This is a genomic window from Cupriavidus sp. GW822-FHT02D05, assembly GCF_058802485.1.
This window is the reverse complement of record NZ_JBXAOE010000007.1, coordinates 93693-105822: the sequence shown is the minus strand read 5'-3', so window position 1 is coordinate 105822 and position 12130 is coordinate 93693. Positions and strand designations below refer to the sequence as shown.

Genomic DNA, 12130 nt, shown 5'->3' with positions numbered 1-12130 from the left:
GAACGCCTTGCCAACGGGATAGCTGCATTGTAATGCAGCGCCCGGCGTCGGGGTAAAAAGCAAATTCATCGAAGCGATAGGCACCGCTTCACCCCGCCGACTTGAGGAAACGCCCAAGAATGAAGGTCTCGGAAGACTTATCGCGTGACGCCTTGGGCTTGCGTTTCGCGACCACCTTGAACTGGCGCTTGAACTTCTCCACGATCTGGCTGTAACCGCTGCCATGGAAACACTTTACCAGCAATGAGCCCTCCGGCTTCAGATGGGCCTGGGCAAATTCCAGCGCCAGGTCACATAAGTAATCGATACGGGCCGCATCGGCAAAGGCTACACCGGACAAATTGGGGGCCATGTCCGACAAAACAAGATCAATCTTCGCGCCGCCGGACGCTTGCAGCACGATTTCCTCCAATTGGCGAAATACGTCCTCCTCGCGGAAGTCACCCTGGATAAATGTGACGTCGGCGACAGCCTCCATCGGCAACAGGTCGATGGCAATTACCGCGCCGTCGATGCCGCCGTCCTTGGCGCGCGAAGACGCCGCCAGCTTGTTGCGGGCGTACTGGCTCCAGCTGCCGGGGGCCGCGCCGAGGTCGACAATGACCTGGCCGGGGCGGATCAGCTTGTCCTGCTCGTCGATCTCCTTCAGCTTATACGCTGCGCGGGCCCGATAGCCCTCGCGCTGCGCCAATTTGACGTAGGGATCGTTGATATGGTCGTGCAACCACGCCTGATTGAATTTGTTCTTGGCCATTCCGGATACATCTGTATGGAGAAAAACGCCGCCGGCCCGCGGCCGCCCGTGCGTTTTTCACTCGTTTTGCTGTTTTTGCAGCCTGACCGCGCCAGTTTGACGGATAATACGCGCCGATTCGCTTTTTCGGCACTTCGGTGCCTTGGTTTGCGCACCACTTGCGCGCCCATTTGCGCCCTCGCCTGCGCTTTACTTATGCCCGCTCTTCAACTTATTCCCGCCCAGCGTTCAGAACTCCGCTCCCGTGCCCATGGCCTCAATCCGGTCGTGATGATCGGCGGCGAGGGTCTGACGCGTCCCGTCCTGGCCGAAATCGATCGTAGCCTGGCCTCTCACGACCTGATCAAAATCCGCGTATTCGGCGACGACCGCGAAAGCCGCATCGCCATGTACGAAACCATCTGCGAAGATCTGGACGCCGCTCCGATCCAGCATATCGGCAAGCTGCTGGTGGTATGGCGCCCGGGCCCGGCCGTCCTGAAGGAAAATCGTCCGCAGGAACTGGGCCGCCTGGCCCCGCGGGGCGGCGCCGCCCCGCGCACTGTCACGGTCAAGAAGCCTAGCGCCGCGCCCAATCGGCGCCCCAAGCGCTCGCAAGTGACGGTGCTGGGCAATGAACGCGTCACCGCCGGCGGCAACGTCAAGCGCGCGCGCGTCCGCCCGACCAGCCAGAAGAAGAAAGCGCTCGACTAATGTCGAAGCCATGCCAGCGCGCCCGCCTGGGCCGCTGGCATGGCAAGGGACGGCCACCTGGGCTCGCCCCTTCGGTCTCACTCGCCAGCCGAGCGCGGCGCCGCTGCGCGCCACACGGTGACCAGCGCCAGCACGCTGTGCACCAGGTAGAACACGCTGGACACCCCATGCAGCATGCCGAATTGCCCCTTATAGGGCGAGTCGGACACGCCCACGCCAAGCGCCGTCGCCTTCTCCTTCAGGTTTTCCATGAAGGGCTGGATACCGAAATACCCCGCCAGCACGCACAGCAGCATGCCCAGCACAAGCCAGCGCAGGCCGCGATAGCGTCCCGCGCCACGGCGGATCATCAGGTTGCACAGCGCCAGCTGCAGCACACCGACCACCACGCCGAGGATGGCCTCGGTCCGGAACAGCTGCCCGGCGATCAAGCCTGCCGTCTCGCGGCTGGGCAGCACGGAAAACAACGTCGGGGCCACCATGTAGCCCACTGTCCACAGACTGCCGGCCCAGACTACGGTCAGCAGGAGGAAGATCCGATGCGGCAGCGGCGGCAGGCTCGAATAGGAGGAAGAGAACACGCAGCCTCGTTCAGACGTAGCGAACCGTGATGACTTCGTATTCGCGCTCGCCGCCAGGGGCCAGCACGATCGCCACATCGCCCTCGAACTTGCCGATCAGTGCACGCGCGATCGGCGAGCTGACGGAAATCTTGCCGCTATCCAGGTCGGCCTCGTCGTCGCCGACGATCTGGTAGCTCACGGGCTTGCCCGATTCCAGGTCTTCGAGGTCGACGGTAGCGCCAAACACGATCCGGCCGTCGGTATCGAGCTGGGTCGGGTCGATGACCTGCGCCGCCGACAGCTTGGACTCCACCTCGATGATCCGGCCTTCGATAAAGGCCTGCTTTTCCTTGGCGGCGTCGTACTCGGCGTTCTCGGAGAGGTCGCCTTGCGCACGCGCTTCGGAAATGGCGTTGATCACGGCGGGACGTTCGACGGCCTTCAGGCGCTGCAGTTCCTCTTTCAGCAGCTCGGCACCGCGCTTGGTAATCGGAATGCTCATGTCTTCGTTCAACAAAAAAATGAGCCGCAGCGGAGCAGGAACCATGCGCCGGCATCACTGCCCGGGGCACTTCCGCTCAACCGCGGCTTTGAGGTTGTCAGGTTGTATCGACGGTTAGATCGACGAAATTGCTGTTAGTTTAGGCCAAGACGGCCGCCCGCAGCAACTGCGGGCGGCCCGGAGGCCTTCAGCCGTCCACTCTACCGTCTATCGGTCTTCGCGCTTCAGGCCAGCGAGGCGTGCAGGCTTTGCAGGTCATAGACCTCCAGGCTCTGCATGTGCTTGAGGCCCTCCACCGCGGCGCGCGCGCCGGCGATGGTGGTGTAGTAAGGCACCCGGCTGGCCAGCGCCGAGATACGAATCGAGCGCGAGTCGGCGATGGCGGTACGGGTTTCGTCCACGGTGGTGAACACCAGCGCCAGCTCGCCATTCTTGAGCATGTCGACGATGTGCGGACGGCCGTCCTTCACCTTGTTGACGACGCGCACCGGGATGCCGGCGGCTTCGATGGCCGACGCGGTGCCGCGGGTGGCGACAATCGGGTAACCCATGTCGTGCAGCATGCGCGCCACGCCAACCGCGTGCGGCTTGTCGCTGTCCTTGACGGTCAGCAACACGGTGCCCTTCTCCGGCAGGCGCGAGCCCGCGGCCAGCTGGCTCTTGAAGAGGGCTTCGCCGAAGGTCTTGCCCACGCCCATCACCTCGCCGGTGGAGCGCATCTCTGGTCCGAGCACCGGGTCGACGCCGGGGAACTTGTTGAAGGGGAACACCGCTTCCTTGACGCTGAAGTACGGGGGCACCACTTCATCGAACACGCCTTGCGAGTCGAGCGTCTGGCCCGCCATGCAGCGCGCGGCGATCTTGGCCAGCGACAGGCCGGTGGCCTTGGACACATAAGGCACGGTACGCGAGGCGCGCGGGTTCACTTCCAGCACGTAGACGATATCCTCGCCATTGACTTGCTGGATGGCGAACTGCACGTTCATCAGGCCGATCACATTGAGGGCCTTGGCCATCGCCGCGGTCTGGCGCTTGAGCTCGTCCACGGTGGCTTGCGCCAGCGAGTACGGGGGCAGCGAGCAGGCGGAGTCGCCCGAGTGCACGCCGGCTTGCTCGATATGCTCCATCACGCCGCCGATAAACACGCGCTGGCCGTCGCACAGGGCATCGACGTCGCACTCGATGGCGTCGTTCAGGAAGCGGTCCAGCAGCACCGGGGAGTCATGCGAGACCTTGACGGCCTCGCGCATGTAGCGCTCCAGGTCGCGCGGCTCATGCACGATTTCCATCGCGCGGCCGCCCAGCACGTACGACGGGCGCACCACCAGCGGATAGCCGATCTCGGTGGCCAGGCGCAGCGCTTCGTCCTCGGCACGGGCGGTGCGGTTGGGCGGCTGGCGCAGGCCCAGTTCATGCAGCAGCTTCTGGAAACGCTCGCGGTCTTCGGCGGCATCGATCATGTCGGGGCTGGTGCCGATGATGGGCACGCCGTTGGCTTCCAGGTCCAGCGCCAGCTTCAGCGGGGTCTGGCCGCCATACTGCACGATCACGCCGACGGGCTTTTCGCGGTCGACGATTTCCAGCACGTCTTCGAGCGTCAGCGGCTCGAAGTAGAGGCGGTCCGAGGTGTCGTAGTCGGTCGACACGGTTTCCGGGTTGCAGTTGACCATGATGGTCTCGTACCCGTCTTCGCGCAGCGCCAGCGCGGCGTGCACGCAGCAGTAGTCGAACTCGATGCCCTGGCCGATCCGGTTCGGGCCGCCGCCCAGCACCATGATCTTTCGATTGGTGGTGGGGTCGGCTTCGCACTCGCCGTGTTCGGCTTCATACGTGCCGTACATGTAGGCGGTGTTGGTGGCGAACTCGGCGGCGCAGGTGTCCACGCGCTTGTACACCGGGCGCACGCCGGCGGCATGGCGCGCAGCGCGCACGGCTGCAGGCTCGGCGCCCATCAGCTTGGCCAGGCGGCGGTCCGAGAACCCCTTCTGCTTCAGGTGACGCAGCTCGGCGGCCGACAGGCTGTCCAGCTTGCGTGCCTTGACCAGGGTCTCGGTCTTGACGATGTCTTCGATCTGGGCAAGGAACCACGGGTCGATGTCGGTCTCGGCGTGCACTTCTTCCAGCGACATGCCGATACGGAAGGCGTCGCCCACGTACCAGATGCGGTCCGGGCCGGCTTCGCCGATTTCTTCGACGATCTCGTCGCGGTCGGTGGACTTGTCATCCAGGCCGTCCACGCCCACTTCCAGGCCGCGCAGGGCCTTCTGGAAAGATTCCTGGAAGGTACGGCCCATGGCCATCACTTCACCCACGGACTTCATCTGCGTGGTCAGGTGGCTGTCGGCCTGCGGGAATTTCTCGAACGCGAAACGCGGCACCTTGGTGACCACGTAGTCGATCGACGGCTCGAACGAGGCCGGGGTCGCGCCGCCGGTGATCTCGTTCTTCAGCTCGTCCAGCGTGTAGCCCACCGCCAGCTTGGCGGCAACCTTGGCGATCGGGAAGCCGGTGGCCTTGGAGGCCAGCGCCGACGAACGCGATACGCGCGGGTTCATCTCAATCACGATCATGCGGCCATCGGCCGGGTTGATCGAGAACTGCACGTTGGAGCCGCCGGTATCGACGCCGATCTCGCGCAGCACCGCCAGCGAGGCGTTACGCAGGATCTGGTATTCCTTGTCGGTCAGGGTCTGGGCGGGCGCCACCGTGATGGAGTCGCCGGTGTGGATGCCCATCGGGTCCAGGTTCTCGATCGAGCAGATGATGATGCAGTTGTCCTTTTTGTCGCGGACCACTTCCATCTCATACTCTTTCCAGCCCAGCAGCGACTCTTCGATCAGCAGTTCGCGGGTCGGCGAGAGATCCAGGCCGCGCTTGCAGATTTCCTCGAATTCTTCGCGGTTGTAGGCAATGCCGCCGCCGGAGCCGCCCAGCGTGAAGGACGGGCGGATCACGATCGGGTAGCCGCCGGTCGCGGTTTCCTTGGCGATCTGCGTCTGCACGGCCAGCGCTTCTTCCATCGAGTGGGCGATGCCGGACTTGGCCGAGCCCAGGCCGATCTTGGTCATCGCTTCCTTGAACTTCTGGCGGTCCTCGGCCTTGTCGATGGCTTCCGGCGACGCGCCGATCAACTCGACGTTGTACTTTGCCAGCACGCCATGGCGATGCAGGTCCAGCGCGCAGTTCAGCGCGGTCTGGCCGCCCATGGTCGGCAGGATGGCGTCGGGACGCTCTTTTTCAATGATGCGCTCGACCACTTCCCAGGTAATCGGCTCAATGTAGGTCACATCGGCCGTGTTGGGATCGGTCATGATCGTGGCCGGGTTCGAATTCACCAGCACGACCTTGAAACCTTCCTCGCGCAGCGCCTTGCAGGCCTGGGCGCCGGAATAGTCGAACTCGCACGCCTGCCCGATGATGATGGGGCCGGCGCCGATGATCAGGATGCTCTTTATGTCTGTGCGCTTTGGCATTGCACGCTCTCATTATTGGCCGGCCCGCACCATCGCGCGGGCCGCACCGGATATCAGGATTCGATTCAGTTCAGGGTGGCCGTCGCCAGCTTGGCGCCGAAGCCGATGAACATGGCGCCTACCCCGCTCGCCATGCCCGCCGACAGGCGTCGTCGGCGGCGAAATGCTTCGGCCAGCCTGGCGCCCACGAAGATGATCGCGGTCAGGTAGGCGAAGCTGCACAACTGGCACACCAGCCCCAGCGCGACAAACGACAGCGCCGGGTAGCCGAACTGCGGATCGACGAACTGGATGAAGAAGGAGATGAAGAACAGGATGGCCTTGGGGTTGAGCAGGCTCACCACCAGTGCCTTGCGGAACGGGCTGACCGCGCGGTCCACAGGCGTTTGAACCTGCGCCGCCGTCCCGCCATCGCTGCCACGGCTCAACCATGCGCGCACGGCACCGCGCAGCATCTGGAAACCGATCCAGCCCAGATAAGCGGCACCGATGGTCTTCACCACGTAGAACAAGGCGGGGCTGGCCTTGAGCAGCGAGGCCACGCCCGCCGCCGACAGCACCATCAGGATGGCGTCCCCCAGGAACACCCCGCAGGCACCCTTGTAGCCTTCGCGCACGCCGCGTTGCGCCGCAACGGATAGCACATACATCGAGTTCGGCCCCGGCAGCAGCACGATAAAGATCGTGCCGAGCACAAAGGTCCAGAAATCGGTAATGCCCAGCGCGGTATGCATGAAGGCGTTCATCGGGTCGTCCTGCGGTCTGCTTGTCTACGTAACGTCTCGTCTTGGCTTGAACGTGCTTACTGGCGTGCGTCCGCCATCATCTTGGTGAAGCGGTCGAACAGGTAAGCCACGTCGTGCGGGCCCGGCGAGGCTTCCGGGTGGCCCTGGAAGCAGAATGCCGGCTTGTCGGTCAGCGCGAAGCCCTGCAGCGAGCCGTCGAACAGCGACACGTGGGTGGCGCGCACGTTGGCGGGCAGGGTGTCGGCGTCCACCGCAAAACCGTGGTTCTGCGAGGTGATCACCACGCGGCCGTCGTCGAGGTCCTTCACCGGATGGTTCGCGCCATGGTGGCCGAACTTCATCTTCAGCGTCTTGGCGCCGGCGGCCAGGGCCATGATCTGGTGGCCCAGGCAGATGCCGAACGTCGGGATGCCGCGGGCGATGAACTCACGGGTGGCACGGATCGCGTAGTCGCAGGGCTCGGGATCGCCTGGGCCGTTCGACAGGAATACGCCGTCCGGGTTGAGCGCCAGGGCATCTTCCGCGCTGGCTTGCGCCGGCAGCACGGTCACCTTGCAGCCGCGTGCGGCCAGCATGCGCAGGATGTTGAACTTCACGCCGTAGTCAAAGGCCACCACGTGGAAACGCGGCGACTCCAGCTTGCCGTAGCCCTGGCCCAGCACCCATTCGGTCTGGTTCCATTCGTACGGTTCCTTGACCGACACCACCTTGGCCAGGTCCATGCCGGCCAGGCCGGGGAAGGAACGCGCCAGGTCGATGGCCTTTTGCACATTGTCCTCGCCAGCGAGGATGCAGCCGTTCTGCGCACCCTTCTCGCGCAGGATACGGGTCAGCTTGCGGGTATCGATGCCGGCAATCGCCACCACCTTTTCCTGCTTCAGGTAATGGCCGAGGGAATGTTCCTTGCGGAAGTTGGAGGCCAGGAGCGGCAGATCCTTGATGATCAGGCCGGCGGCATGGACTTTCGTGGCTTCGACATCCTCAGTATTGACCCCGACATTGCCGATATGCGGATACGTCAACGTGACGATCTGCCGGGAATAGCTGGGGTCGGTGAGGATTTCCTGGTAACCGGTCAGCGCGGTGTTGAACACCACTTCGCCGATGGTATGGCCGGAAGCGCCAATGGAATAGCCACGAAAGACCGTGCCGTCTGCAAGCGCGAGAATGGCGGACGGAAAAGACGGTAACACGGGTAGGCTCCTGCTGGATTCACCCCGTGACCGACCTGCTCAACGCCTCTTGCCCCGTTTGTCCGGCGGGGCGACAGGCAGCGCGCGGATTGTCGATTTCGTCGACTGGGCGCGATGCTTGTCGCCGGGGCCGTTCGCTCGGTGCTCGATACGCCACATAAAACAATGCGGCGGAGCCAGGGCGAAATGGGGGCGGCGGAAGGTGGAATTCGGTAGGCGCTAGGGTGAGGGGTTCTGAAAGCGAAACTTTTGGATTATACCCCGCGCCACCCATTTTCTCAAGTTATCAAGGACTTGCGGACGCCTCCACCCTCCTCAACGGGCCCGGCAGCCCGGCGGCATGCCGGGCCGATGGCGTCATTCGCCGGCCGGCACCACCGCTGTCACCTCGATCTCCACCTTGGCGCGCGCCTCCACCAGATCGGCCACTTCCACCGCCGTCATGGCCGGAAAATGACGCCCGATGGTGGCGCGATAGTGCTCGCCGATGGCGCGGTAGGCCGCCACATATTCCACCTTGTCCTTCACATACCAGGTCATGCGCACGATGTGCTCCGGACGCGCGCCGCCCGCCGCCAGCACCGCCACGATATTGCGCAGCGCCTGGCCAACCTGCTCGGCGAAGTCATCGGTCTCGAACTCGCACAGGCCGTTCCAGCCGATCTGTCCGCCGACGAAGAGCAGGCGGCTGCCCACCTGCATTTCGGTCATGGTGCCGTTCGAGTAGCCGCGTGGCGCGGCCCAGTCTGGTGGCTGGAGAATCTTCATGGTCGGTTTTCCGTAAGGTAAGAAGTGGTCAGGATCTAGGATTGGGATCTTGTTTTTTTGTTTGGCCGGCTTCGCCCTACGCCCCGGACGGGTACATCGGTGCGGCCGCCGGGGCATCGGGCGCCAGGAAGCGCTCCATGGCCGAGCGGACTTCCGGCGGCAGCGCGCGCGACGTCATCTGCGCGGTATCCACGCATACCAGCCGCTGCGCGATCTCCACCCGCACGTCCCCTGCCGGCCCGACAAAGCGCACCCGCAACGAAAAGCTGCTGCGACCCAGCTGCGTCACGCGCAGCTCCCGCGTCAACAATTCGCCCAGGCGACTGGGCGCGACAAAGCGGGTGGACAATTCCGCCGTCGGCACGCCGGCCCGCCCTGCGCCATGCATTTCGGCGAACGACCAGCCGAGCGCGTCGCGGAACCAGTCCTCGACCAAGTCGTTGAGCATCTCAAAGTAGCGCGGAAAGAACACGATGCCGGCAGCATCGCAATCCTTGAAGCGCACCCGCGCGCTGTTGCTGAAGAACGCGTTCACGGCTGCCTCGCACCCTCCGGTGCCCCGCCCTGCTCGGCCATCTGCCGCAGACGGAAACGCTGCAGCTTGCCGGTCTCGGTGCGCGGCAGCGCATCGACAAAAATCACCTTGCGCGGATACTTGTACGGTGCGATCTCGGCCTTGACGTAGGACTGCAGTGCCGCGCAAGTCTCGTCGCTTGCCGCCACGCCCGGGCGCAGCACCACATAGGCAGCAACAATCTGGCCGCGCTCGGGGTCGGGCATGCCGACCACGCCGCACTCGGCCACCGCCTCGTGGCGCATCAGCGCGCTCTCCACTTCCGGCCCGGCGATGTTGTAGCCGGCCGAGACGATCATGTCGTCGGAGCGTGCCTGGTAGTAGTAGTAGCCGTCGGCATCCGCCTTGAAGGTATCACCCGGCAGGTTCCAGCCGTCCTTTACATAGTTGGCCTGGCGCGGGTCGTCCAGGTAGCGGCATCCGGTGGGACCACGCACCGCCAGCTTGCCAACCGTGCCATGCGGCACGGGTTGCATCTGCTCGTCGACGATCTGCGCGATATAGCCGGGCACCACCTTGCCGATGGCACCGGGCCGCACGTCCGCGCCCGCGCTGGAAATAAAGATATGCATCATCTCGGTGCCGCCGATGCCGTCGGTCATCTCGATGCCCGTGGCCGCCTTCCAGCTCTGGCGCGTGGCGTCCGGCAGCGCCTCGCCTGCCGACACGCTCTTCTGCAGGCTGGACAGATCGTAGCCCGGTGCCAGCGCTGCCATCTGCCGATAGAAGGTCGGCGCGGTGAACACGATGGTGGCGCGCCAGGCCTGGATCAGCGCCAGCAGGCTTTCGGGCGTGAGCCGTTCGGCCAGCACGGTGGAAGCCCCGACCCGCAGCGGGAAGCACAGGATGCCGCCAAGGCCAAACGTAAAGGCCAGCGGCGGCGTGCCGCAGAAGATATCGTCCGGGCCGGGCTTGAGGACGTGACGCGGAAACAGGTCGCACATCGCGATCACGTCACGATGGAAATGCACCGTGCCCTTGGGCTGCCCCGTAGTGCCGCTGGTGAAGGCAATCAGGCAGATATCATCGGCCGCGGTATCGCAGGCTTCGAAGCGCTCGGGCTTGTTCGCCATCGCGGCTTCTACCGAACCGGCGCCGCTGCCGTTGAAGTACAGCGCCTGGGTCAGGCTCGGGCAATGGTGCTCGCCGCCTGGCTTGAGATTGGCCTCCAGCTCCTCGCGCAGGCGTTCGTCGCACAGCGCGGCGCTGACTGCCGCACGGTCGATCACCTGCTTGAGCTCCTTCGCGCGCAGCAGCGGCATGGTCGGCACTGCGATCAGGCCCGCCTTGACCACGGCCAGCCAGCACGCCGCCATCATCAGGTTGTTTGGGCCGCGCAGCAGCACCCGATTGCCCGGCACCAGCTTCATGTCGCCGGTCAGCACATGGGCAATGCGATTCGATAGCGCAGCCAGTTCGGCATAGCTGACGGTACGGTGCGCACCGTCTTGCTCGTAGCGGATTGCCACGCGCTCGCCGCGCCCCTCGCGCACGTGGCGCTCGACCAGTTCGAGCGCGCAGTTCATGCGCTCCGGATACCGGGTATCGGCGTTGAACAGGAACGCCGGCCACTGCTGCGGGGGCGGCAAGCGGTCCAGTGCATAGGTATCGAGGTGGGCTGTGCTCGCCATGGTTGTCTCCGCTTCCTTCATTCTGGTGATGCTGGTAAAGGTGGTGCGTTCTCGCTAAGCGCGGTGCTGCGCCAGCGTTTCGCGCGCGATGATCAGCTTCTGCACTTCGGTGGCGCCCTCGTAGATCCGCAAGGAACGGATCTCGCGATACAGGCTTTCCACGCGCGTGCCGACCTTGACGCCAAGGCCACCGAACATCTGCACCGCGCGATCAATCACCTGTTGCGCGTTCTCGGTGGCGACCATCTTGGCCATGGCAGCTTCGCGCGTGGTGCGCACGCCGGCCACATCGCGCAGCCACGCGGCGCGGTAGGTCAGCAGCGCCGCCGAATCGATGGCGGTGGCCATGTCGCCGATGGCGGCCTGCGTCAGTTGCAGGTCCGCCAGCACGCCGCCGAACATCGGCCGCGCGGTGGCACGGGCCAGTGCTTCGTCGAGCGCGGCGCGGCCAAAACCCAGCGAGGCGGCAGCCACCGACGCGCGGAAGATGTCCAGCGTCATCATGGCCACCTTGAAGCCCTGCCCTGCCTCGCCAAGCCTTGCGGTGACGGGCACCCGGCAGTTCTCGAAACGCAGCGTGGCAAGCGGGTGCGGCGCCATCACGTCGATGCGCTCGGCGATGGTCAGGCCGGGGGTGTGCGCATCCACGACAAAGGCGGAGATGCCGCGCGCACCCGGCGCCTCGCCGGTGCGGGCAAAGACGCAATAGAAGTCGGCGATGCCGCCGTTGGAGATCCAGGTCTTGACGCCATCGAGCACGTAGTGATCGCCATCCAGCACAGCACGGCATTGCATCGCGGCGACATCGGAACCGGCATCGGGCTCGGACAACGCGAACGCGGCAATCGCCTCGCCGCGCGCCACGCGCGGCAGGTAGCGTTCGCGCATGGCGTCGCTGCCGGCCAGCGTGATCGCGCCGCTGCCCAGGCCTTGCATGGCGAAGGCGAAGTCGGCCAGGCCATCATGGCGGGCCAGCGTTTCGCGCAGCAGGCACAGCGAGCGCGAGTCGAGCGTGTCGAGCGCGCCGCCGTAGGCGGCTGGCACGCAGTAGCGCAGCCAGCCGGCCGCGCCGAGCTGGCGCACCAGCGCTCGGCAGGCGGCATCGGTGTCGCTGTGGTCGACCTTGAGCGAGGCCGTGGCCCACGCATCGAGCCGTTGCTCTAGTTCACGGTGCGCGTCGTCGAAGAACGGCAGGCAGAGATAACCTTTGTCGGACATGGCTTGCTATTCCTT

At 64.9% G+C, this 12130-nt stretch carries 11 protein-coding genes; 1 reads left to right on the top strand and 10 read right to left on the bottom strand.

The window, feature by feature from the left end; all coding sequences use genetic code 11:
• Positions 1 to 88: 88 nt before the first annotated feature.
• The gene (locus AC1RQK_RS11375; RefSeq protein ID WP_043347605.1) at positions 89 to 754 is read right to left on the bottom strand and encodes an RlmE family RNA methyltransferase; all 666 of its coding nucleotides are present in this window, start codon (positions 752 to 754) and stop codon (positions 89 to 91) included.
• A gap of 195 nt (positions 755 to 949) precedes the next feature.
• On the opposite strand from AC1RQK_RS11375, the gene AC1RQK_RS11370 reads away from it, so the two are divergent.
• The gene (locus AC1RQK_RS11370; protein ID WP_043347609.1) at positions 950 to 1447 is read left to right on the top strand and encodes a YhbY family RNA-binding protein; all 498 of its coding nucleotides are present in this window, start codon (positions 950 to 952) and stop codon (positions 1445 to 1447) included.
• Positions 1448 to 1524: 77 nt separating this feature from the next.
• Here AC1RQK_RS11370 and AC1RQK_RS11365 read toward each other — a convergent pair whose 3' ends face one another.
• The 9 genes from AC1RQK_RS11365 to AC1RQK_RS11325 form a co-directional block, all read right to left on the bottom strand.
• Entirely contained in the window at positions 1525 to 2028 is a 504-nt protein-coding gene (locus AC1RQK_RS11365) for a DUF4149 domain-containing protein (protein ID WP_492809154.1), read from the bottom strand.
• A gap of 10 nt (positions 2029 to 2038) precedes the next feature.
• Entirely contained in the window at positions 2039 to 2512 is a 474-nt protein-coding gene (gene greA / locus AC1RQK_RS11360; protein WP_043352072.1) for a transcription elongation factor GreA, read from the bottom strand.
• Positions 2513 to 2736: 224 nt separating this feature from the next.
• A complete protein-coding gene (gene carB, locus AC1RQK_RS11355) occupies positions 2737 to 5985 on the bottom strand; it encodes a carbamoyl-phosphate synthase large subunit (protein WP_492373896.1) in 3249 nt (1082 codons plus the stop codon).
• A gap of 65 nt (positions 5986 to 6050) precedes the next feature.
• The gene (leuE, locus tag AC1RQK_RS11350; protein WP_492373897.1) at positions 6051 to 6731 is read right to left on the bottom strand and encodes a leucine efflux protein LeuE; all 681 of its coding nucleotides are present in this window, start codon (positions 6729 to 6731) and stop codon (positions 6051 to 6053) included.
• A 56-nt stretch (positions 6732 to 6787) separates the two neighbouring features.
• Positions 6788 to 7924 (bottom strand): glutamine-hydrolyzing carbamoyl-phosphate synthase small subunit, encoded by a 1137-nt coding sequence (carA, locus tag AC1RQK_RS11345; RefSeq protein WP_043347616.1) that lies wholly within the window; start codon positions 7922 to 7924, stop codon positions 6788 to 6790.
• 357 nt (positions 7925 to 8281) lie between these two features.
• The gene (locus tag AC1RQK_RS11340; RefSeq protein ID WP_459371339.1) at positions 8282 to 8692 is read right to left on the bottom strand and encodes a RidA family protein; all 411 of its coding nucleotides are present in this window, start codon (positions 8690 to 8692) and stop codon (positions 8282 to 8284) included.
• Positions 8693 to 8768: 76 nt separating this feature from the next.
• Positions 8769 to 9227: an acyl-CoA thioesterase gene (locus AC1RQK_RS11335; RefSeq protein ID WP_492373898.1), complete on the bottom strand. Its 459-nt coding sequence runs from the start codon at positions 9225 to 9227 to the stop codon at positions 8769 to 8771.
• Positions 9224 to 10897 carry an AMP-binding protein gene (locus tag AC1RQK_RS11330; RefSeq protein ID WP_492373899.1) on the bottom strand — a complete coding sequence of 558 codons (1674 nt, stop codon included), beginning with the start codon at positions 10895 to 10897 and terminating at the stop codon, positions 9224 to 9226. Before AC1RQK_RS11330 ends, AC1RQK_RS11335 begins: the two co-directional genes overlap by 4 nt.
• A 54-nt stretch (positions 10898 to 10951) precedes the next feature.
• Positions 10952 to 12115, bottom strand: a complete 1164-nt coding sequence (locus AC1RQK_RS11325; protein WP_492809153.1) for an acyl-CoA dehydrogenase family protein — start codon at positions 12113 to 12115, stop codon at positions 10952 to 10954.
• Positions 12116 to 12130 lie beyond the last annotated feature (15 nt).